This is a genomic window from Roseinatronobacter sp. S2 (assembly GCF_029581395.1).
In the GTDB taxonomy this organism is placed as follows: domain Bacteria; phylum Pseudomonadota; class Alphaproteobacteria; order Rhodobacterales; family Rhodobacteraceae; genus Roseinatronobacter.
In genome coordinates, this window is sequence record NZ_CP121113.1 from 1,862,951 (window position 1) to 1,884,767 (window position 21,817).

Below are 21,817 nucleotides of genomic sequence, written 5' to 3' on the forward strand. Positions count from 1 at the left end.
ACTGAGATTCGTAGTTTCACATTCGACTTGCCCGGTTCAAACCTTCCTCTGAATGCTGCAGCAAGGATCATCATCGCAGACGCTCGCCTGCAACTGCACGACTGCGTGTAGGTTAAGAGACACAAAGTCAGCCAAACCTGCAGTGTCCTTTGATCGCCAAACTTGATTTTTGGGCTGGCTATTCTGAGGATCACACTATAAAGATCTAACAAAAGATCCGGGAGCAGTGAATGGCTAAAAAAAATGTAGTACCTTTGCGTCCTGAGGCAAAACCTCCGGCTCTGCCCAAAGTAGTTGGTGGTTTCTCAACCGTGCTGGCTGACCCGCCTTGGCGTTTCAGCAACCGTACAGGCAAGGTAGCTCCGGAACATCGCCGTCTCGACCGCTACTCAACCATGGAGCTTGATGCGATCAAAGCCCTCCCGGTCTCCGAAGTCTGTGCCAAGAACGCACACCTATATCTGTGGGTGCCGAATGCGCTTCTGCCAGATGGTCTCGCGGTACTGGAAGCATGGGGGTTTCGCTATGTGTCAAACATCATTTGGGCCAAGCGCCGCAAAGACGGTGGCCCAGATGGACGTGGAGTAGGATTCTACTTCCGGAACGTGACAGAGATACTCCTGTTCGGGGTCAAGGGTTCTATGCGAACCCTCACTCCAGCAAGGTCGCAGGTAAACATAATTGAAACACGCAAGCGAGAGCACTCACGTAAACCAGATGAACAGTATGACTTGATAACATCATGTTCACCTGGCCCGTACCTCGAGATGTTTGCCCGGCATCCGCAAAAAGGGTGGACGCTTTGGGGAGACGAAGCAGCGGAGGACTTAGAACCTCGTGGTAGGGCACATAAAGGGTACGCTGGAGGTGAAATATTCCCCCCGTTGCAAACAAATGAGAAGTTGCCAGAGACGGTAGCGATTGAAATCGGGCGTGAGATAGGCACTCGATATGAGGCTGGCGCAAGCATTAGGGAACTAGCAGTCGAGACTGGTTACCCAATTCAAAGGGTCAGGTCTTTTTTGGAGTTGGCTGAAACACAGTTGAGGAAACGTGGGCGGCCTGCAGCAGAATAACATGTTAATCGGCAGGATAAGGTGTTCCATCCCACGTTTTTTCGTTCGCAGCCACAATCAGTACAGGGCAAGAACCCATTACACCGCGACGAACTCTCATCTGGGCTTTGTCAAATGCGGTAACTGTCGAGGTTGTAAGGTCTATCGGAAGCTTATTTGTGCGTTGCTCTACAGGCAACATTTCTTGGTAATCAGCCCATAGATGACGAGCCAATTTCAGTAATGGCAGGCGGTCTTTTGTAATTATCACGCCGGCCGATATCACCCCTGCTTCGTACCACGAGCGATATGCTGCTAGATCACGGTCCAGATTTCCGTCTTTGGCGTTCCACTCGACATCGAGAACTACTCTGTTCTTGAAATTATCGACTAGGTATCCCTCTTGGTATACTTCGGGTAGCTCTCCAATCTTTTCTGAGTCCTTTGAAAACAGAATCCCCTTGGTCGACAAGTCTAGTCGAGTCTCTTGCCAGCCTCGTTCATGAAATGCGTTGTCAATCTGTTCGGCAATATCGCCCCTGTTGCCACCGGCCCGCAACCAATACCGAGGCTCCAACCGGTACGAAGACAGAACACCTACAATGTCGCCCCACTCATCCGGGCATACCGCCTTCATGACAGCAGATGCAGAGTTCGTTTCCATGAAGGACCAGTGATCTCGTGCCTTGATCGGCATTACACTAGGATCATTGTAGGTACTGGTCTCAAACATTCGAAGATTCCAACGACGCCAAGAAATACCAAACTTGAAAACGCAAACTGGCTAGAAACACGGATTCCCCCCGAATTTTCATAGAATGTCATGCCTTGATTGGGTTAACGACAGCCAAATTATTAAATTTACTGACGAAATCTCGATCGTTCAACGTGATCAGCGCGACACCATTGGCATTAGCAACGGCACCGATCATGAAGTCAGGCAGAACGCCGTCCTTCTTGCCCGTACCTTTGCTACGTTTGTACTCCATATAGACTTGGCCCGCTGAAAAAAGGCCTATATCATTTGCACGGAGATCAGAGATGCCAAGTTCGTCTAGCGCCAGCCGGAGTTCTTCTGCGGAATTCATGCCTGCGGAAGCCTCGGCAAAAACAACCTCGGTGATGAACACCATTCCGCTTGACTTGTATTTTTGGAATTCACGCAATACCGCAGCGTGCGCCTGTTCGTCGTCATTGAGAAGCGCAATCAGAGCAGACGTGTCTAAACATGCTGATGTAGGTTGCAAGTCAGTCTCTCATCAGTGTCATAAGGTCAGACGAACTCATTGTAGGCTTGATGCCACGCTCGCGAATATTCGACAGGGCGCGTATCGACGCCTCTCTTACAAACATATCGACATTAAAAGCCTCCAGTTCATCATGATCGAGAAGCTCATATGAGGCATCCAACCAATCCATCGCATTCACGACTCCTGCTGGAAGAGACTTCGGCGCTCTGGGAAGCTTTTTGTCTACCAAGCCATACGGACGAGGATCGTTTGTCTTGCCTGAGTTGACGGCCTCAACCGAGCGTTGGAACCTGTCAGGCCCCCCGACTGATACATACATATCAAGTAGACGGCCAAGCGCGTAGGATTTCTCGACGTTTCTTCCACCCGAGAGTAGGATGAAATCGAACTCATCAAGTGCTTCTCCGATAGAAGATTTGGTAAGTCGGCGAGCATATCGAAGAAGGCACAGCCGATCTGCCGCCAAGAACGAAGCGTTCATCCACCACCTTTCAATGGTATCCGCAACCATAGAGCCAAGACCGCCTATCTGATATAGAAAACTCAAATTCGTGCTGAGTTTCCGGGACGTCCTTGCCTTGTATCTTTCATCATCCTCTAAAAAAGCCTGGATGTCATCGGCATTCACTTTGGTTGCGTCCCATTCGTGTGTATTAGCCAACCTTTCAACGATGTATCGGTTTGACCATAGAGCAGGTCGTCGTTGATATTGTCGTGCGCCCTGCCAATTTCCTACCAACGAAATGTTGAAAACGAAGAGCGCAAGTCTGTCGAAGTGAACCGAATGATCAAAAGATGTAGCCTGAAATACCAACTCATCGAAGGCGATCCAGTCCCCGGTTTCGTCCGAATAATTGAACAGGAAAAAATTCGCCGGGATGAAGAAATTCATCTTCTCCGCTTCCAGTCGCTCACGGAAACGTGCCCGGCTGATGTCTATGCGTTCCCCACCGAAGCCAACTCTGATGGCTCTGTGCAGCTCAGCCAATCCACGACCATCTCGCCCCCAGCCAAAATTCTTTGTGAAGCTGCCAGGGTGCCAGTCTTCTGAATAGTCCGGCATGAAGCTCCCCGTTCCTAGCTAGTGAAGGACTGCATTAGCACTCATAAAGTGACCGTACTTCAATGTTAGTGCATTATGAGCGTTTGGTCTACCGGAATAACCATATGCCCTTATCTAGGTCAGACGGTGACTCCCGAGTCGGTTAAACCTAGCCCTCGATTGATTCCCTTTTCTCAGCTTGATGCCGCAGCGTTGTATTTCAAATTCACAGAGCACTGTTGTTTTCCGTACGAACTGTGGAATCTATCATATCCGACAGTCCTCGCAGAAGTGGTTTTAGTTCCTTTGCCGTTAGACCAGCCGGATACCTCGGCTTCATATCAACGGTTTTAAAGTACTTTGCGTTCTGGCTTGCAGACAGTCGCAGCTTTCTCAGTCGATAAATGTTTACTTGAGATCCTCCAGCATTCGCCATGCTGATGCAGCGCGTTTTGGCTTCGTTGTCGTTCAAATATGAAGCGGAAAAGTAGACGAACGAGCAAAGTGGAAGGTAGGTTCCGCTTTTGGTGGGCAATAGCTTCAACAGAACTTCGACCGTATCAGGGTTCTCTCCCCAATTGTCGACTAGCACTTGAAACGCAAAAAAACGTTCTGCCCACAGTGCTTTTGACAGGACCTTGGCGGAAAAATCCTTGAAATCAGTGCCACGAACTTCGTTCGTTCCATTACCTCGCAGGGAGTATTGCAAGGTGCTAGGGTCTGACAATCGATTTGCCCATTTCGCTCCGCGCAGATCAGCGTAATCAAAGTTGAATTCAGAAAGGTTTGACCCCGCGAAATCAACTCCTGCAAGCCTTGCATGTTGGAAATCAAATTGGGGGCGCAGACCGGACAGTTGAACTAAATCAGAGAACACATCGCTTACAGATTTTGAGACAGCCGAAAAGGCTGCGTGTTGGGGGTCATTCGTCTTCAACTGAAACCTCCATAGCGGATCTCGCAAGAACGATATCTTCGTGACCAATATTGGGGGGCAATGCGAAGTTCGTGACCTGATTGGAGGCGACCGTTCGTCTAACCATCGTATTTATAACTGCCACTTTGTTCCGAGAGTGCTGCGCTCCGGTATTGTTTTGCAAAATGTCTAAGTCTTGTCGGTTCACGGTAACAACTACTTGGACCAAACAGCTTGAGCCACGCATTGTAAGTAGGCAAAGCGGGCCAACTTCCTTCTCCCCGTCACTTCCAATATACCTCCCATTCAAAATGTGAGGTTCCACAGGCTCAACTATCGACCATTTTCCGTTTGTTCGTGGAATGACTCGCGATACCCGCATTGACGACTTAACAATGTGGTCATGTTCAGATTTTTTTGACCGGCGCCTCCTCCAGAAAACTGAAGCTGTTAATCGCGCAAAAATATTGGGTTTTACTTCAACTTCTATATGTCCTTGAGCTCCAGCTTCAGTTTCTATCGCGTGCCTCACGCTTTGGGTAACGTCAGCTATCATTTGGGGGTCAAGGACATATTCTCCCAGCCGCGATCCACGAATCAAATCTGCATTTGTCATTCGCAGGTGGATGGTAGCTCTTCTTGCTCGTACCCTAAAAGAAAACGCTGGGAGCTGAACTATCTCAGTGTCGAAATCTAAATCAATAGACAAGGGAATCGCCTCGGCAATTGCGCCTTGCAGCGGCCTCCACAGTTCGAGCCCGCAGAGCGTCTGTGAGCTGGCCGAATTCTCGACTATAGTATTCAGTTCAGGCACCCAGAAGCCCCGCCATTGAAAACCTCTGGCAAAAAATCTTCACACAAAAGGTCACGCGCTGACCGGAAGTATCACTCGAAAGCAGAAGGAAGGCAACGAGTGTTTGCCAAGGCATCCGCCTTGCCGCCTCTTCCTTCATCCGGGAGACAATGTCCGCAGTTCTGATCTACCCCTTTGGTTCACTACTTGCAGCGAAATACCGGTTTCCGACCTTTATGACTTCAATGTCTCAGCATCTGGGGGTCTTAGATGGTGGATGGGTAGACACTGCTGATCTCTTATCTCTTAGCTCAGGCCTACTGTCCGCCAACGATGCGCAGGATGCCCCACCGAGCGGGATGCTGGGACGAGAATGAGGCCTCCGGTGTAGCCACAGGCATGTAGAGATTTGTTCTTGCGAAGCGCTATCAATAGCTCTGGGACTATCACAGTGAATTATAGCCTCAGGGCGATATTGCCAAAATATCGCTCTTAAGCTATCAATGCACCATGAAGAGCACCCCTACCTATCCCATTCGCAGCCTGCGACAAGCCGGGGCCGTCCTGCGCGCCCGGAGGGCTGCGTGCAAGATTAGCCAGAAGCAGCTGGGCGAGATGACGGGCACCGCACAATCCACCATTTCGGACATCGAGAACGGCGTCGTGTCGGTCAGCCTAGATGTCTATCTGCGCCTCCTCGAAGCCCTTGAAGCAGAGCTGTCTGCGACAGACCGTCTGGACAGGGAAATGATCTGAGATGGCCCGCCTCGCCCGTGCTGGTCGCGGCACACGCCAGAACAAGACCACCGTGTGGTACGAGAGGTCGAGGGTTGGCACCCTGACGCGGGCGACCGATGGCGCCATCGGTTTCACCTATGACCCCACCTGGCTAGCGTCCGACACCGCCTTTCCGGCGGCTAGCGCCCTGCCGCTGTCCAAGGCAAAATGGCAAGGCGAGCCCGTTGTCGCGGCGTTCGACAACCTGCTCCCCGATGCGGAGGGGGAGTTACGCGAAAAGATCGCCGCGCGGGTGGGGGCGCCGGGCAAGGATGTGTTCTCGCTGCTGTCAGTGCTGGGGCGCGACTGTGTCGGCGCGTTGCAGTTTCTGCCGGTGGATGAGGCCCCGGCAGAACAGGACATGCAGTATCGCGTCATCTCAGAAGAGGAGATGGTCGCCGATCTGAAGAACCTCACCGCCGCCCCGCTCGCCCAAGGCGAGGATGAGGATTTCCGGATTTCCATCGCTGGGGCGCAGGAGAAGACTGCGTACCTGCATGTGGATGGCCAGTGGGCCAAGCCGCGTGGCATCACACCAACCAGCCATATCTTCAAGACTCCCATGGTCATCCTGCCTGGCCCCGCTCAGATCGATCTGAGCGACAGTGTCGAGAACGAATTATTCTGCATGACGCTTGCGCGCGAAATCGGGTTGCCCGCCGCGCATGTTGAGAAGATCACCCTACCGGGGCAGGTGGTTCTATCGGTCGAGCGCTTTGACCGGATTTGGCAGGGCGACACCCTGAAGCGCCTGCCGCAGGAGGATACCTGCCAGTCGCTGGGCTACCCCTCCGCGATGAAATACCAGAGCCTAGGTGGCCCCAGCATCGCGCAGATCATGGAGCTTTTGCGGGAATCCGACACGCCGATCCCAGACCGGGAGACCTTCTTTCGGGCGCAGATTTTCTTCTACCTAATTGGTGCCTCGGACGGGCATGCGAAGAACTTCAGCCTGCGTCTGGGACGTCAGGGCCGCTTCAGCCTCGCGCCCCTCTATGACATCCTGAGTGTCGCACCAATCGTGCGCGCCGGACGCCTCCAACGAAAGCGCTACCGGCTCGCCATGTCGGTCGATGGCCATTATGGTGTCGACGAGATCGTGCCTCGACATTTCGAGGCGGAGGGCCGTGCGGCGGGCCTGCCCAAGGGCCGCGCGTTGGAATTGTTGCAGGACATGTCGGATCGGCTTGGTCCCGCTCTGGAGCGGACAATTGTGGCGATCAGAGCTCAGGTGCCGCATGCGGTCAGAGATCCGATAGCAACTGATGCGATGCAGCGGGCGGTACAGGTGAGAGCGTTGATCTAGCGTTCGCCATCTGACAAATGGCTCTCGCTCACGTTTTGTCTCGGTTTTATTCTTGGTTTATCGCAGCTTTTTGTCGGCTCGCATCTGGAATTATCAGTAAACTAATGGCGCTCACTGATCTCTACCTTGTTCGATGGCGGCTTTCAGCTCAGAAACCGTGTCTGAGTATTCTGAACCGACTAACGCATCTAGCCGCTCAACAGTTTCTTCCCAGCCTAATAATGCGCTTACTGAAGACTTTTGAAGGGGGTAGTAGACTCTGTCGCTCATTGCCCAGCTCCGCAAGTGTTCCAACAGCTTAAGAAAACCGTCGTCACTAGTTGAAAACTCTTTAACCCAAGCCTTGGCAACTTCGGCGCCAGCCAGGTCCCTCCAGCCGAATAGATAACTAGCAACGTCTGGCAAATGGGCGATTTTGCTTTTTGTTTCCTCTTTCGCGAGGCGCTCCCGCAATTTCCCCAACAGTGCATCTAATTCTTCTTGAGAAAAGACCCAAGATTCGGGAGGGTCCGCGCGGTCACCGACTAGTCCGTGGCTCCAGATTTGAGCACGAAAAAATGTCCCAACAATCCAGTTTAGCGAAGGACATCGAACAGCCAAGTGTTCGGCTGTCAATTTGAATATCCTGACATCAATTGCTTTCAGTTTTTTCAAGCACTCCTCTACGACTCGACGTGCAATACTGTCGACGGAAACTGAAAACGGTCGTGGTTGGTTATCTGTTTCTAAAACGGTGTCCATGGCATCTGAGATGGCCACGCTCACTCCATGTGCGGTTGGTCCGTCAAGGGATTCAATTTGCGCATCGTCCAGCCGAACTAGAACATGTTCGAACCATGACTTACTAGAAGTTCTGCGTTCGCTTGCCAACCGTACCAACTCTTGTGTTAGCTTGTTGGGGTCTTCCTTCGCTAGGCTCAGGAGAGCCGAAAAATCTTTATCTGACATAACGGTCTTGGGCGGGGTGAGAGCGAAGTAGTATCGGTAGTGAATTGGGCTGCCTAGCCTTCGCAGCCCAACCATGTCGCGGACCTCCGACATGCTGGAACTGGAAAAAACTCTTTCCTTCGCAACGTCGCTCTTGATTACTCCTGGTATGAAGCGCCTCAAGCCCCAGATCGAACGTGTCGAGCCAGTTACGTCGGAAGGCAAGATGTCCAATAGTTGTTCACCCAGTCGATTCTTTTCATCGTCTCCAAGCGATGCATCGCCGGTCACCAATACAGAGCGGACCGAAAGATACTCCTCCAACCACCTGTAGAGCCGAGGGTTTCCGGTCTTTATAAGGTGAAGACGACAAATGTCGGGGAAGTAGACATCCTCAAAAACTGCCGGGTAGATGAACCGTATTCCGTTCAGCGCCAGCTTCACTTCTCTGGGAGTTCGGAGCCCTGCTCCCTCACGATCAACCGCGCTCTTTAAATCTTCAAGAATGCCGCCTTCGGCGACTTTTCCCGTGATGCCCGAAAAAATGTTGAGGGCGTCATCAAGGAATTTTTTCCGTAGATCGAACGGCTCAGGTAACGGAATCGCGAAAGTCAGTTGTACAATCTTTTGCAGAAATAGATCACCATCTTTCAGGTTGAGTCCGTTGCTCAAAGCATGGGAAAGTATTTCGCGGTCGTAGCACATCAAATATGTGATCTTTGGAAAATCCGCTACTGACCGGACAAGTCGCACGACTTCCACGGCCTGTGCTGGCTCCAACCTATCGAGATCATCCAAAATGACGATAAACGAGATTCCAAGCTCTGTTATCTTGCGCGAAATTTCGGCTTTTGTTTCCGCAGTGGTGGGCTGTCGCAAGGATTGATCAAGGTAGTCCGAACCAAGTTCTAAGGCGTCGCCCGCGATTTTGGCCCCTGGAACGAAGTATTCAGCAAAACGAGCAGCAGGGGCGAGAGTGCGACCAGTTTTTGTGGCGTATGAGCGCAGGACACTGCCCAGATTAGATCGCGACTTTATTGCCCTTCCCCAAATTCCTTTTTTTGGGGGGGGGAGTTTTGCTTTTTCCGCCGCCTCCACGATATCCGCAATCGGTTCGATCAGTGATGCAACTAAGTTCGAAGTGTCACCACTGAGCCACGGAGCCAAGCTGATCACATAGACATCTTCGGCTTTGGTCTTGTTCAACTCGATTCGAAGGTAGTTCAGCAGCGTCGTCTTGCCTGAACCCCACGGACCTTCAAGCCCAACTACCATACCGCCCCCATCAAGCGCCTTTAGTAGGACGGGTGCAAGCCGTTTTGCGATACCGAAAAATCCGAATTGGTCTTCATTCTCAGTCTCTAATGGGCGATCAGAATCTGGTTGAACAGGAGATTTCAATTTCGTGCGGCCCTCTAAGCCATATATGTGAATCGCCAAACGACCAGACCATTCTCATCGATCAAGCCAACGAACGCTCAAGAACCTCTGGAGTCGATTCACTATGCACATATTCTCACCTACAAACAGGGCTCAAAGCCGTCGCCGAGTATCTTGTGTCAGTGGCGAACACGACGGGCTACTGAACACCAAGCCTCTTAGCCTCCAACCCCGACAGCGCTTCATCGACCTCCTGCGACATCGCTTCCAGCTTCGCGCCCCACAGGGCGCGGAAATCTGTGGTGAACGTGACCATGAGTCCCATCATCGCGCGCATGACCGCCTCGTCTTTGTCCGTATAGGGTAACGGGTGGCCGCGCAGCTTCGCCTCGTTCAGCTTGCGGGCGATTTGGTTGATCGCCGCGCCACGGGTTTGAATTTCGGCCGTCCAGCCGTTCAGCCTCGCGACCATCGCAGGGTCGGGTCCCATCAGGATCTTGTCTGCAGTTCCAATCAGGCGGCGCATGGCGGCGGGACGGTCGGTGATGCCGCGCCCGGCAAGCGCTGTCATGAAGCCGGTCAGGTCGCGGTCGCTGACGCGCATTGTCACCGTCTTTGTTCGCGCAGGGCGCGCGGCGCGTGGCGCCTTCGCCCGGTTCAGCGTGTTGTAGATCGTCCGGGGCGTGACGCCGAAACGGCGCGCCAACTCGACGGCGGGGATGCCTTCGCCGCGCGCTTCAATGATCTGGCGGCGTTCTTCGTCGGTCAGTTTACGATGGTGGCGCATGTGAAGTTTACGTTCCTATTTCTTGCCAACTTCCTCCAAGCCCCCCGCCTTCCAGCGTCAGCGGAGGCGGATCAGGGGCTTGGAGCCATTTCTGAGACGGCAGGGATTGGGGCTGGGCGCTGGGTTGCAGTGCAGAGAGCACGGTGCGGAAGACGCGATGCGCGGTGCGGAGCGCGCGGAACGCGGCGCAAAGGACGTGATGCGCGATGCACAGGACGCAGTGCAAAGGACACGGGACGCGATGCAGAAAGCGCGATGCAGGACGCAATGGACGCGATGCCCTGTGCAAACTGCGGAGAGCGCGCCAGTCATGCCGCAAGCCCCGCTGCCGTCAGTTGGCTGTCGCTCACCAACTCGGCCGCAACGAGGGCTGCAACCTGCGGCGCGGTGATGTGTTTGCACATGGGGCTGCGGTCGCGAATCCAGCCGACCAGCCGGGCGAGGTGATCCGCTTGCACGGCCTCCGCCGTTTCGCGCTCGGCCTCGAACTTTTCGAGGAAAGGCTGCCAACGTCGCGACTGGAACCAGTTGTCCGCGAAGCAGACCTTGGACCTCGTGAAGCCCTCGCTCTCGGTGGCATAGGCCTGTACGGCGCGGAGCAGGTCGTCGGGGTCAACTCCCTCCTTCACGGCCTCTGCGATCTGGGTCAGGCACGCAGCCTTGCCGCGCTGGCGGTCCTTCGGATAGGCCGCCCAGATCTTCTCGAACCTTTCATCTTCCGCCGCCGCCTCCGCGCGCTTGCGCGTAGGGGGTTTATGGATGGTTTTAGGGTGGTTTGGGGTCCACCGTGGACCCCGTACCCCGTCCATGGTGGACCCCGTACCGGGTTCAGGCTGGACGGGGTCCACTGTGGACCCCGTCCCCTCATCGGGTTCCGCCGAGGATTCCAGCGCCATCACGCGGGCCAGAACGATGCGGTAGATAACGGTGAAACCGTTCTTGCAGGGGCGGCGCCCGGTCTCGATCAGGATGCCCTCGCGCAGGAAATCGCTGATCGTCCGCTTTACGGTGCTCTCGCCCAGCTCGGTGTGGCGCTGGATCGTTCCCTTGGAGCACCAGATGCCCGATCCGTCGTCGCTCGCCTTGTCGGCCAGGAACATGATGATCTGCTTGCGGGCGGCGCTGCCGAACCGGCGGTCGGCGCATTCGGTTGCGACGCGCCAGCTCATTGCAGGGCCTCAGCGGGGCTGAATCGGCCCGAAACTTGTACAGGTTTTGTACAGAAATCCCGTCTGCAGCGCCCGATTTGCCGGGAAATCAAACGGGCGTTTTTGCAGCGCCCTTCGCAAGCAACTGAGAAAACGCCATATTTTATTGGGTTTTTTGGCGACCCCGACAGGATTCGAACCTGTAACCTGCCCCTTAGGAGGGGGCTGCTCTATCCAGTTGAGCCACGGGGCCAGCGCGTCCTGCAATAGCGCGTCACGCGGCGCTTGTCACGAGGGTGGCTTCGCTCTTGCTCATTGTTGTCATCAGGGGCTAACATTACATCTTTACAAACTCTGACAGGATTACGGATTTGCCCCCCTATCTTCCCCCGGAAAGCCATCGTCCCCTTACCTTGCGTGATGTCTCTGATGCCAGTGGTGTCAGTGAAATGACAGTCAGCCGCGTGTTGCGCAACCGGGCCGATGTGTCGCCTGCAACACGCGACAAGGTGCTGGCGGCGGCCAAGGCCCTGGGTTACGTGCCCAACAAGATTGCGGGCGCGCTGGCCAGCCAGCGGGTCAATCTGGTGGGGGTGGTCATTCCGTCGCTGGCCAATATGGTGTTTCCTGAAGTGCTGGGCGGGATTTCCGAAGCGCTGGAGGATTCGGGCCTGCAACCTGTCTTCGGGGCAACCGATTACAAGCCCGAGCGCGAGGAGAATGTCATCTATGAAATGTTGTCGTGGCGTCCGTCGGGCATGATCCTTGCGGGGCTGGAGCATTCTGACGCAGCGCGCGCCATGCTGGCCGCAGCCGGTGTGCCGATTGTCGAAATTATGGATATTGATGGCACGCCGATTGATTCCATGGTGGGCATTTCCCACAAACGTGCAGGCCGCGAAATGGCAGAGGCGATTCTGGCCGCAGGCTATCGCCGGATCGGGTTCATGGGGTCCAAGATGCCCGATGACCACCGCGCGCGCAAACGGCTTGAGGGGTTCACCGAAGCGCTGACAGCGGCGGGCGTGTCACTGGCTGCGACCGCACATTACGCGGGCGGGTCGTCGCTGGCCAAGGGCCGCGAGATGACAGCGGCCATTCTGAAGGACAATCCGGATCTTGATTTCCTGTATTATTCCAATGATATGATCGGGGCGGGCGGGTTGCTGTATTGTCTGGATCAGGGGCTTGATGTGCCCGGCCAGATCGGGCTTGCGGGGTTCAACGGGCTGGAACTGCTGGACGGGTTGCGCCTGCGTCTGGCCACAACCGATGCCTGCCGCCGCGAGATTGGTCGCCATGCGGCGGAAATCGTCGCGGGCAAAAGCGCGGATGGCACCATTGGCGGCAAGGTCATCGAACTTAGCCCCCGCATGGAGCCCGGCGATACGATCCGCGCCAGTCGCTAAGTCTGCATGACAGGGCGGTAGCAGGGCTTTCCCTTGTCGCGCAGGGGCGCTAAACACGGCCCAGATTACCGAAAATGGGGCCGGACAGATGGCGATGAACAAGAATTTTGATGCGCAGGCCGCCGAGCGGCGGATTGCCGATATGTGGCAGGCGCAAGATGCGTTTGCAGCGGGCGCGAACAAGCGCCGCGATGACGCCTTCAGCATCATGATTCCGCCGCCCAATGTGACGGGCAGCCTGCATATGGGCCATGCGTTCAACAACACGCTTCAGGATATTCTGGTGCGCTGGAAACGGATGCAGGGCTTTGATACGCTGTGGCAGCCGGGGCAGGACCATGCGGGTATCGCCACGCAAATGGTGGTGGAGCGGGAACTGGCGCTGAGCCAGAAGAAACGCACCGATTTCACGCGCGAGGAATTTCTGGCCAAGGTCTGGGACTGGAAGGCGCAATCAGGCGGCACCATTATCGGGCAGTTGCAGCGGCTGGGCTGTTCGCTGGACTGGTCGCGCAATGCGTTCACCATGTCCGGCGCACCGGGCGCGCCTGCGGGCGAGGACGGCAATTTCCACGATGCGGTGATCAAGGTTTTCGTTGATATGTATAACAAGGGCCTGATCTATCGCGGCAAGCGGTTGGTCAACTGGGACCCGCATTTTGAAACCGCGATTTCCGATCTTGAGGTCGAGAATATCGAGACTGACGGCCATATGTGGCATTTCAAATACCCACTGGCTGGCGGTGAAACCTATGAGTATTTGGAGCAAGATGAAGACGGGAACGTGATCTTCCGCGAGACGCGCGATTATATTTCCATTGCGACCACGCGGCCTGAAACCATGCTGGGTGACGGGGCGGTTGCGGTTCATCCATCGGATAAACGTTACGCGTCAATTGTTGGAAAACTATGTGAAATTCCGGTTGGCCCGAAAGAGCATCGCCGCTTGATCCCGATTATCACCGATGACTATCCTGACCCCGCCTTCGGGTCCGGCGCGGTCAAGATTACGGGCGCGCATGATGCCAATGATTATGGCGTGGCCAAGCGCGGGGGCATACCGATGTATAGGTTGATGGACACGCGCGCGCAGATGCGCGCCGATGGCGCGCCCTATGCCGAGGCGGCGGTGGTGGCGGGCGCGGTGGCGCGGGGCGAGCGCAGCTTGTCCGAGGCAGAAGCCGACGCGCTGAACCTTGTGCCAGACCATCTGCGCGGGCTGGACCGTTATGCGGCGCGTGAACGCGTGGTGGATGAAATCACGGCCGAGGGGCTGGCGGTCGTGACCCGCGCGGATGATGCGCGACTGGGCCGCAAGCTGGGCGCGGAGGATGACCCGGCGGAGTTGGTGCCGCTGGTCGAGGCGAAGAAGATCATGCAACCCTATGGCGACCGGTCCAAGGTGGTGATTGAACCCATGCTGACCGACCAGTGGTTTGTTGACGCCGAAAAGGTTGTTGGGCCAGCGCTGGATGCGGTGCGTGATGGCCGCGTGAAAATCATGCCGGAGAGCGGCGAGAAGACCTATTACCACTGGCTGGAGAATATCGAGCCTTGGTGCATCTCGCGGCAACTCTGGTGGGGGCATCAGATTCCGGTTTGGTATGGGCCAAATTTCCCTAGCGGAAATATCAGTTACAAAGCTCCCCCCAAAGAGTTCTGTGCGTCGACTGAGGCTGAAGCGATCCACTTAGCATCTAAGTTTTATGGAGAAGGGGTCGATGTCCGCGTTTCCTCATCAGCCCCAGCCAGTTCGAATGAAATGCATGCTCGTTCTGAGTGGACGACCAAAGGTTCTGAGAAAACGGGTGGCGAGCGATTGGCAGCGGTCGAATTGTTCAGGGAGCCGGATGTTCTCGACACATGGTTCTCCTCGGGTCTCTGGCCCATCGGGACGCTGGGCTGGCCGGAGCAGACGGATGAGTTGAAACGTTTCTTCCCGACATCGGTGCTGATCACCGGACAGGACATTCTGTTCTTCTGGGTGGCGCGCATGATGATGATGCAGCTTGCCGTGGTGGATGAGATCCCCTTCCACCATATCTATCTGCATGGGCTGGTGCGCGATGCCAAGGGCAAGAAAATGTCGAAATCCCTTGGCAATGTCGTCGATCCGCTGGAAATCATTGACGAATACGGCGCGGATGCGCTGCGGTTCACGAATGCGTCCATGGCCAGCCTTGGCGGTGTGCTGAAGCTGGATACGCAACGCATTGCGGGTTACCGGAATTTCACGACCAAGCTGTGGAATGCCTGCCGCTTTGCCGAAATGAACGGGGTTTGGGAAAACCATACCACGCAGGCGGCCCCGCCGCAGGCACAGGCGACCGTGAACCGCTGGATCATGGGCGAAACCGCGCGCGTGCGCGAAACAGTGGATGCGGCGCTGAATGATTACCGGTTCAACGATGCGGCGAATGCGCTGTATGCCTTTGTCTGGGGCAAGGTGTGCGACTGGTATGTGGAATTCGCCAAGCCCTTGTTTGACGGCGATCAGGCGCAGGAAACCCGCGCGACCATGGCGTGGGTGCTGGACCAGTGCATGATTCTGCTGCACCCGATGATGCCGTTCATCACCGAAGAATTGTGGCACCTGACAGGGGCGCGCGACAAGATTTGTGCGCATGCCGACTGGCCGGAATACGGGTCGGAACTGGTGGATGCGGGCGCCATGCGCGAAATGAACTGGGTGATTGGGCTGATTGAAACCATCCGTTCCGCGCGCCAGCAATTGCGCGTGCCAGTGGGGCTAAAGCTGAACATGGTGCAGCTGGAATTGAATGCGGACGGGCAGGCGGCCTTGGCGCGCAATATGGCGCTGGTGTCGAAACTGGCGCGCATCGCGTCACTGGAGCAGGTGGACGCGCTGCCCAAAGGGTCCATTACCGTGGCCGTTGAAGGGGGCACATTCGGGCTGCCGCTGGAAGGGGTGATTGACATTGCCGCCGAGAAAGACCGGCTGCAAAAGACCCAGGCCAAGGCCGAAAAGGAACGCGCGGGCATAGAGGGACGCTTGAACAACGCCAAATTCGTGGCCAGCGCGCCCGAAGAGGTGGTCAGTGAAGCGCGCGAGAAATCCGCCCTGCTGGCCGAGGAGATTGACCGCCTTGGCCGCGCATTGGCGCAGTTGCAGGATATCGGGTGATCTGCATCAATGCCGGGGGCATGTCTACAGCGTTTCGGGCTTTCGCTGAAACGCTGTAGGGTGTTGATTTCAGGTCATTTCAACTGAAATTGCGTTAACCCTCTGCCTCTTCCGCTGCGACGGGTCCGCGCGCGTCCTCTGTCGGGGGGAAGGGGGTTGTGTTTTCGGCGTCAAACAGGCTGCCCAGCCGTTCAACCGCCGCAAGCAGCATGGTTTGCTCCCAGCTTTCAAGCTTGCGGAACCGCGTGGTGAAGCGTTCATGCAGCGGGTCTGGCGTCTGGTCCAGAAGGGCGCGCCCCGTATCTGTCAGGATAACCCAGATCGCGCGGCGGTCCGAATGCCTGCGTTCACGGCGCACCAGCCCGCGCAACTCCAGCTTGTCGATCTGGGTGGAAATCGTGGCCTGACCAACGCCAAGCGCGCGCGCAATGTCGCGCGGCATTTCCTGCCCGTTTCGCGCTAAGGTATACAGCACAAGCAGTTGCGCCTGCGACAGATTGGAGGCGCGCGCCATCGCGCGGGCGTTTCCTTCAAGCGCGTGCATGATTCGGCGCAGCGCAATAAGCGTGTCAGAAGAACGATCGGTCACGTCAGCCTTGCAGGTTTGGAATGGGTAGGCACGCACATTGCCGCGCTGGCCGCGCAAGATCAAGGGCCATCTTGCGGCAGTATTTGTGGACTGCCTGCAAAGTGCTTCGCCAAACAAATAATTGCATAAACGAAACAATTTTTTGGAATTGCGCGAGATATTCAGGAAATTATGATCTTAAGTGTCAGATTATAAACGTTTAAATCGTCAAGTTTCAGTTCATTATCCTTACGGTTGAAAAATAATCTGAGGTCGTTATATATCGTCCTCCAAAGGAAACGACCAGAAAATGAGCACATGTCGAAAGAAAACCTGAAAATCGTAAGCCCGACCGGCGATCTGTTGCACCTGCGCAAGCCATGCAAAGAAGACGGGTCAGAGGTTTGGAAACTGGTAGCGGCCTGTCCGCCACTGGATCAGAATTCGATGTATATGAACCTGGTTCAGTGCGACCATTTTGCTGAAACCTGTGTACTTGCCGAACGCGACGGGCAGGTGCTGGGTTGGATTTCCGGCCATATTCCGCCCGACCAACCGGACACGATATTTGTCTGGCAGGTGGCTGTGCATGAAGATGCGCGCGGCCTTGGTCTGGGCAAGCGGATGCTGAAGGCAATGCTGAACCGGCCCGCTTGCGCAGAGGTGCAGGCGCTGGAGACAACGATTACCAAAAGCAATGCCGCATCCTGGGGCTTGTTTCGCAGTTTCGCGCGCGATCTGGGGGGGCGTCTGTCGGACGCGCCGCATTTCGACCGCGACAACCATCTGGATGGCCAGCATGCGACAGAGCATCTGGTCACAATCGGCCTGCCACGCAAGGCGCTGCGCATCGCAGCCTGATGCCCGTTTGACGGCAGGCAGAACACTTCATTGACGTATTGAGAGGCCAAAAGCCATGACACACGGTTCCAAGACCGATATCTATTCACGCCGCGAATCGCAGGCACGCAGCTATTGCCGTGCTTTTCCGGTGACATTCACCAAGGCGCAGAACGCCACCATGACCGATTCCGACGGGCGCAGCTACACCGACTTTCTGGCGGGCTGCTCGTCGTTGAATTACGGGCATAACGACCCTGACATGAAATCGGCGCTTGTCGATCATATCAGCCGTGATGGCGTGACCCATGGTCTGGATATGCACACCGATGCGAAAGCCGACTTTCTGGAAGCGTTCGAGCGTTTGATTCTGGAACCGCGCGGTATGGACTACAAGTTCATGTTCACCGGACCCACCGGCACAAACGCGGTCGAGGCGGCGATGAAGCTGGCGCGCAAGACAACCGGGCGTGAAACGATCATTGCCTTTACCAATGGGTTTCATGGCATGACCATGGGCGCGCTGGCTGCAACCGGCAATGCCGGCAAGCGGGCAGGGGCAGGCATGTCCTTGTCGGGCGTGGTGCGCATGCCATTCGAGGGAGCTATGGAAGGGGTTGATTCGCTGGCCCTGATCCGCGCTATGCTGGAAAACCCCTCCAGCGGGATTGATGCACCTGCCGCGTTCCTGATTGAACCCGTCCAAGGCGAAGGCGGTCTGAACGCGGCCAGCACCGAATTCCTGAAGGGGCTGCAAGCGCTGGCGCGCGAACATGGCGCGCTTGTCATCATGGATGACATTCAGGCAGGGATCGGCCGCACCGGGCCATTCTTCAGCTTTGAAGGGATGGGCATTCAGCCTGACCTGATCCCGCTGGCGAAATCGCTGTCGGGGATGGGTCTGCCCTTCGCTGGCCTGCTGATCCGCCCTGATCTGGATGTGTGGAAGCCTGCCGAACATAACGGCACCTTCCGCGGCAACAACCATGCCTTTGTGACGGCGCGTGTGGCACTGGAAAAATTCTGGTCCAATGATGCGTTCCAGCGCCAGACCGAAGCGAAATCCGCTTTTCTGACCGAACGTTTGCGCGCGATTGCCGCCCATGTTCCGGGGGCCACACTGAAAGGGCGCGGCATGATGCAGGGTGTTGATGTCGGCAGCGGTGACATGGCGGCGGCGATTTGTGCTGCCTGCTTTGAACAAGGGCTGATTATTGAAACATCGGGCGCACATGACGAGGTGGTCAAGGTTCTGGCCCCGCTGACCATTCCGCAGGATCAATTCTCGGCTGGTCTTGATATTCTTGAAGCTGCCGTTCAGGCACAAATCAGTCAAAAAATTGCAGCGGAGTAAGCAGGCATGATCATTCGTGACTTTCACAAAGAAAAGACAACCGACCGGCGCGTAGGCGCACAACAATGGGAGTCGGTTCGTCTGCTGCTGGCCGATGACGGGATGGGATTTTCGTTCCACATCACCACCATCGCAGCGGGTAGTGAACATACCTTCCACTACAAGAACCACTTTGAAAGTGTGTATTGCGTAGCTGGCGAAGGCAGCATTGAAGATCTTGCCACCGGAGAGGTGCATGAATTGCGCCCCGGTGTCATGTATGCGCTGGATCAGCATGACAAGCACACATTACGTTGCAAGACCGAGATGGTCTTTGCGTGCTGCTTCAACCCGCCCGTCACGGGCAAGGAAGTGCACCGCGAAGACGGGTCTTACGCGCTGGAAAATTCCTGAACCAAAGGCGGGCAGGGGTGAAAAGCCACCTGCCCAAATACCCATGACTCACACTGTTGAGAAAATCGGCGGCACTTGTATGAGCCGCGCGCGCGAATTGCTGGATACGCTTTATGTTGGCGACCGCGATCAAGGCGCAATCTATAACCGCGTTTTTGTCGTGTCGGCATTTGGTGGTATTACCAATATGCTGCTGGAACATAAAAAAACCGGATCGCCCGGTGTTTATGCCCGTTTCTCCAATGATGACAGCGGTGCGGGCTGGGGCGATGCGCTGCGCGACACCGCCGCGCGCATGTGCGAAATCCACGGCGAGATTCTGGACCATGACGGTGACCGCGAACGCGCTGACGCATTCGTGCGTGACCGGATCGAGGGGGCGCGCGCCTGTCTGCTGGATTTGCAGCGCCTTGGGTCATACGGTCATTTCCGCATAGACCAGCAAATGCAGACCGTGCGCGAACTTCTGTCCGGGATGGGAGAGGCGCATTCCGCCTTCGTCACCGCATTGCTGCTGCAACGCCACAGCGTGAACGCGCGCTTTGTCGATCTGTCCGGCTGGCGCGATGACAGCAACCCTGATCTGGCTACGCGCTTGAACAACGCGATGGAAGGCATTGATCTTGCGTCAGAACTTCCTATCGTGACGGGCTATGCCCATTGCAGCGAGGGGCTGATGCGCGAATATGATCGCGGCTATTCCGAAGTTGTGTTTGCCCATCTGGCCGCCCAGACCGGCGCGGCGGAAGCGATTATCCACAAGGAATTCCACCTGTCATCGGCTGATCCCAAGATTGTGGGCGAAGAAAACACCCGCAAAATCGGCCGCACCAGCTATGACGTGGCGGATCAGCTGTCAAATCTGGGGATGGAAGCCATCCACCCGAATGCCGCCCGTGTGTTGCGCCGCGCCGATGTGCCCTTACGCGTGAAACATGCGTTTGAACCCGAAGATCCCGGCACGCTGATTGGTCCCGACGGGGGCAGCGCGGGGCGTGTGGAAATGGTCACCGGCCTCGGTGTGCACGCGTTTGAAGTGCATGAACCCGATATGGTTGGCGTCAAGGGCTATGATGCCTGCATTCTGGATGCGCTGGCGCGTCATAATATCTGGATTGTGTCAAAACATTCCAATGCCAACACGATCACGCATTATCTTAGCGGGTCGTTGAAGGCCATTCGCCGTGTCGAACGTGATATCATGAAAACTTATCCCAATGCGGAAGTGACGGCGCGGCCCTTGGCTATGGTGTCGGTCATCGGGTCGGATTTAAGCGAGATTTCGGTGCTGGCGCGGGGGCTGGGCGCGCTGGAAGATGCCGGCATCAAGGCACTGGCCGCCCAGCAAGGCCTGCGCCGTGTCGAGGTGCAGTTCCTGTTGCCGCGCGACAGCAAGGACGAAGCGATCAAGGTGTTGCATCACGCCATGGTCACCGAGGCAGAGGATACACCTGCCAAGGTTACTGCACCGCGCAAGGCAGCCTGAAACAACACTGTTCTGAAAGCGTAAAAAGGCCCGCAACCATGCTGTTGCGGGCCTTTTGCTGTCATCCCTTGCGGTCTGGCCCGAAAACGGCGTCCTGCAATTTGGCGACATTGGCAACCAGCCGGGGCAGGCGGCGGATGATCTTGCGGATTTCCAGCTGCGTTTCCAGCTTGGTGGCCGGATCGCCCAGCACTGCGCGCCCTGCGGGGACATTGGTGAACACGCGGCTGGCACCGCCCACAATCGCATCATCCCCAACGAAGATATTGTCATTCACCGCAACCTTGCCCGCCAGCAGGACACGGTTGCCAATGCGCGCGGACCCCGCAACGCCTGCCATGCCGCACATCATGCAATCTTCGCCCATCTGGACATTATGGCCGATCTGGCAGACCGAATCTATTTTGGTGCCCGACCCGATGACCGTGTCGCGGATGGTGCCGCGGTCGATGGACGAATTTGCCCCCAGTTCGACATCATCGCCAATGCGCACCGCGCCCAGTGACTGGATGCGGTGCCATTTTTGCGCGCGCACCTGTCGCTCCCCCGACAGGCTGGCGCGCACATCTTCCGCGCCAGAGGGTTCGGGCGTCACAAAACTGAACCCGCAGCCGCCCACAACGCAATTCGGCTGGCCGATGAAGCGCGCGCCAATGACCACACGCGCGCCAATGCGCGCCCCTGCATGCAATATGACATCTGCGCCGATCACGGCATCCTCGCCCACGGTTACATTCGGGGCAATGCGGGCGTTGGGGCCAATGACGGCGCGCGCGCCAATGCTGGTAAACGGGCCGATGCAGGCCCCGTCTGCAACCTGCGCTGTGGCATGAATGAAAGATTGCGGGTGAATGCCCGTGCCAAAATCATAGCCGGGGTCCAGAAATTCGGCAATTCCCGCCATCGCCCAACGGGGGCGCGGCGCGAAAATCGCGGCTTTCAGCCCCATGGACTGCCAGTCGGCCCCGTCCCACAAAATTGCCGCCTGTGCCTGCCCTTGCGCCAGCCCTGCGGCATATTTCGGGTCCATCGCCATGGCCAGCGCGTCCGGTCCTGCCTGTGCAGGTTCGGCCGCGTGGGTGATGGCCAGATCAAGCGCCCCTTCGGCGCGCAGCCCCAGTGCCCTGGCAAGTTCCGCGATGGTATGGGACATGACGACAACTCCGCATAATTGGTCCAGATCCTTGCATACCGAAACCCTGCAACGGGGACCAGCCCCGTGCGTGCGCCCCGTGCGCGTG

At 56.4% G+C, this 21,817-nt stretch carries 18 protein-coding genes, 1 tRNA gene and 1 pseudogene; 10 read left to right on the forward strand and 10 right to left on the reverse strand.

Features of this window, described 5'->3' with window-relative positions:
* Positions 1-230 precede the first annotated feature (230 nt).
* Positions 231-851: pseudogene (locus tag P8S53_RS08870) on the forward strand (MT-A70 family methyltransferase); the annotation flags it as partial.
* Between the two features lie 51 nt (positions 852-902).
* Positions 903-1,076: a helix-turn-helix domain-containing protein gene (locus P8S53_RS21425; protein ID WP_373418521.1), complete on the forward strand. Its 174-nt coding sequence runs from the start codon at positions 903-905 to the stop codon at positions 1,074-1,076.
* Between the two features lie 4 nt (positions 1,077-1,080).
* On the opposite strand, the gene P8S53_RS08875 is transcribed toward P8S53_RS21425, so the two are convergent.
* From P8S53_RS08875 to P8S53_RS08890, 4 genes are all read right to left on the reverse strand, one after another.
* Positions 1,081-1,788, reverse strand: a complete 708-nt coding sequence (locus tag P8S53_RS08875; protein ID WP_277803606.1) for a BglII/BstYI family type II restriction endonuclease — start codon at positions 1,786-1,788, stop codon at positions 1,081-1,083.
* A gap of 88 nt (positions 1,789-1,876) precedes the next feature.
* Positions 1,877-2,302 (reverse strand): type II toxin-antitoxin system VapC family toxin, encoded by a 426-nt coding sequence (locus P8S53_RS08880; protein WP_277803607.1) that lies wholly within the window; start codon positions 2,300-2,302, stop codon positions 1,877-1,879.
* 1 nt (position 2,303) lies between these two features.
* On the reverse strand, positions 2,304-3,368 hold the full coding sequence (locus P8S53_RS08885; protein ID WP_277803608.1) for a hypothetical protein: 1,065 nt from the start codon (positions 3,366-3,368) through the stop codon (positions 2,304-2,306).
* Between the two features lie 205 nt (positions 3,369-3,573).
* Entirely contained in the window at positions 3,574-4,284 is a 711-nt protein-coding gene (locus P8S53_RS08890; protein ID WP_277803609.1) for a pentapeptide repeat-containing protein, read from the reverse strand.
* A 1,282-nt stretch (positions 4,285-5,566) separates the two neighbouring features.
* Between P8S53_RS08890 and P8S53_RS08895 the strand changes: the two genes are divergently transcribed.
* A complete protein-coding gene (locus tag P8S53_RS08895; RefSeq protein WP_277803610.1) occupies positions 5,567-5,812 on the forward strand; it encodes a helix-turn-helix domain-containing protein in 246 nt (81 codons plus the stop codon).
* Position 5,813: 1 nt separating this feature from the next.
* Positions 5,814-7,139 (forward strand): type II toxin-antitoxin system HipA family toxin, encoded by a 1,326-nt coding sequence (locus tag P8S53_RS08900; RefSeq protein WP_277803611.1) that lies wholly within the window; start codon positions 5,814-5,816, stop codon positions 7,137-7,139.
* Between the two features lie 111 nt (positions 7,140-7,250).
* Here the strand turns inward: P8S53_RS08900 and P8S53_RS08905 are convergent, their stop codons facing one another.
* The 4 genes from P8S53_RS08905 to P8S53_RS08920 form a co-directional block, all read right to left on the reverse strand.
* Positions 7,251-9,467 carry a P-loop NTPase fold protein gene (locus P8S53_RS08905; protein WP_277803612.1) on the reverse strand — a complete coding sequence of 739 codons (2,217 nt, stop codon included), beginning with the start codon at positions 9,465-9,467 and terminating at the stop codon, positions 7,251-7,253.
* A 178-nt stretch (positions 9,468-9,645) separates the two neighbouring features.
* Positions 9,646-10,233, reverse strand: coding sequence for a helix-turn-helix domain-containing protein (locus P8S53_RS08910; protein ID WP_277803613.1), 588 nt, complete (start codon positions 10,231-10,233; stop codon positions 9,646-9,648).
* Between the two features lie 308 nt (positions 10,234-10,541).
* Positions 10,542-11,402, reverse strand: coding sequence for a hypothetical protein (locus P8S53_RS08915; protein WP_277803614.1), 861 nt, complete (start codon positions 11,400-11,402; stop codon positions 10,542-10,544).
* A 155-nt stretch (positions 11,403-11,557) separates the two neighbouring features.
* Positions 11,558-11,634: transfer RNA gene (locus P8S53_RS08920), tRNA-Arg, on the reverse strand.
* A gap of 118 nt (positions 11,635-11,752) precedes the next feature.
* Between P8S53_RS08920 and P8S53_RS08925 the strand changes: the two genes are divergently transcribed.
* Both P8S53_RS08925 and P8S53_RS08930 read left to right on the forward strand, forming a co-directional pair.
* Complete coding sequence (locus P8S53_RS08925) at positions 11,753-12,790, forward strand: LacI family DNA-binding transcriptional regulator (protein ID WP_277803615.1); 1,038 nt, start codon at positions 11,753-11,755, stop codon at positions 12,788-12,790.
* Between the two features lie 88 nt (positions 12,791-12,878).
* A complete protein-coding gene (locus P8S53_RS08930) occupies positions 12,879-15,935 on the forward strand; it encodes a valine--tRNA ligase (RefSeq protein ID WP_306417791.1) in 3,057 nt (1,018 codons plus the stop codon).
* 94 nt (positions 15,936-16,029) lie between these two features.
* Here P8S53_RS08930 and P8S53_RS08935 read toward each other — a convergent pair whose 3' ends face one another.
* Entirely contained in the window at positions 16,030-16,524 is a 495-nt protein-coding gene (locus tag P8S53_RS08935; RefSeq protein ID WP_277803617.1) for a MarR family winged helix-turn-helix transcriptional regulator, read from the reverse strand.
* Between the two features lie 297 nt (positions 16,525-16,821).
* On the opposite strand from P8S53_RS08935, the gene ectA reads away from it, so the two are divergent.
* From ectA to P8S53_RS08955, 4 genes are read left to right on the forward strand one after another with little or no spacing between them, the layout of a single operon-like run.
* The gene (ectA, locus tag P8S53_RS08940; protein ID WP_277803618.1) at positions 16,822-17,364 is read left to right on the forward strand and encodes a diaminobutyrate acetyltransferase; all 543 of its coding nucleotides are present in this window, start codon (positions 16,822-16,824) and stop codon (positions 17,362-17,364) included.
* Between the two features lie 55 nt (positions 17,365-17,419).
* Entirely contained in the window at positions 17,420-18,697 is a 1,278-nt protein-coding gene (gene ectB, locus P8S53_RS08945; protein WP_277803619.1) for a diaminobutyrate--2-oxoglutarate transaminase, read from the forward strand.
* 6 nt (positions 18,698-18,703) lie between these two features.
* Positions 18,704-19,090, forward strand: coding sequence for an ectoine synthase (locus P8S53_RS08950; protein WP_277803620.1), 387 nt, complete (start codon positions 18,704-18,706; stop codon positions 19,088-19,090).
* A 43-nt stretch (positions 19,091-19,133) separates the two neighbouring features.
* Positions 19,134-20,576: an aspartate kinase gene (locus P8S53_RS08955; protein ID WP_277803621.1), complete on the forward strand. Its 1,443-nt coding sequence runs from the start codon at positions 19,134-19,136 to the stop codon at positions 20,574-20,576.
* Positions 20,577-20,637: 61 nt separating this feature from the next.
* Here the strand turns inward: P8S53_RS08955 and P8S53_RS08960 are convergent, their stop codons facing one another.
* Positions 20,638-21,729, reverse strand: a complete 1,092-nt coding sequence (locus tag P8S53_RS08960; RefSeq protein ID WP_277803622.1) for a UDP-3-O-(3-hydroxymyristoyl)glucosamine N-acyltransferase — start codon at positions 21,727-21,729, stop codon at positions 20,638-20,640.
* Positions 21,730-21,817 lie beyond the last annotated feature (88 nt).